This window comes from Salinimicrobium oceani, assembly GCF_012037645.1.
The window spans coordinates 1-347 of sequence record NZ_JAAVJR010001194.1 but is presented as its reverse complement, the minus strand read 5'-3'; the positions used below and the strand labels follow the sequence as shown (position 1 = coordinate 347).

The following is a 347-nucleotide window of genomic DNA, read 5'->3' as shown; positions in this document are numbered from 1 at the left end:
AATTGAAACAGCGTCTGTAAAGCAAAGTAAGCTTCCGCTCTATGTTTCGGCTGCAATAATTATATCTCTTGTTCTTGCCTATTTCTTTATTCCCGGGGTGCAGGCCTGGCTTTCTGAAGCCTGGAATGTGCTCACAAGTGATGATGAAGTCAGAATCCAGGCCTGGGTTGCAGATTTTGGCTGGTTTGGTCCAGTGGTACTGGTTCTGGCCATGATCGCACAAATGTTTCTGCTGGTGATCCCTACAATTCTTTTGATGGTTGTTTCAGTGCTCGCTTATGGGCCGGTTTGGGGTAGCTTTATCATACTTGCAGCAGTTTTTTCAGCCTCTTCGGTCGGATATTTTA

The 347-nt window shown here is 45.5% G+C and carries 1 pseudogene; it reads left to right on the top strand.

Annotation, left to right across the window (positions count from 1 at the left end):
• Position 1: 1 nt before the first annotated feature.
• Positions 2 to 347, top strand: a pseudogene (locus tag HC175_RS21425) (TVP38/TMEM64 family protein); the annotation flags it as partial.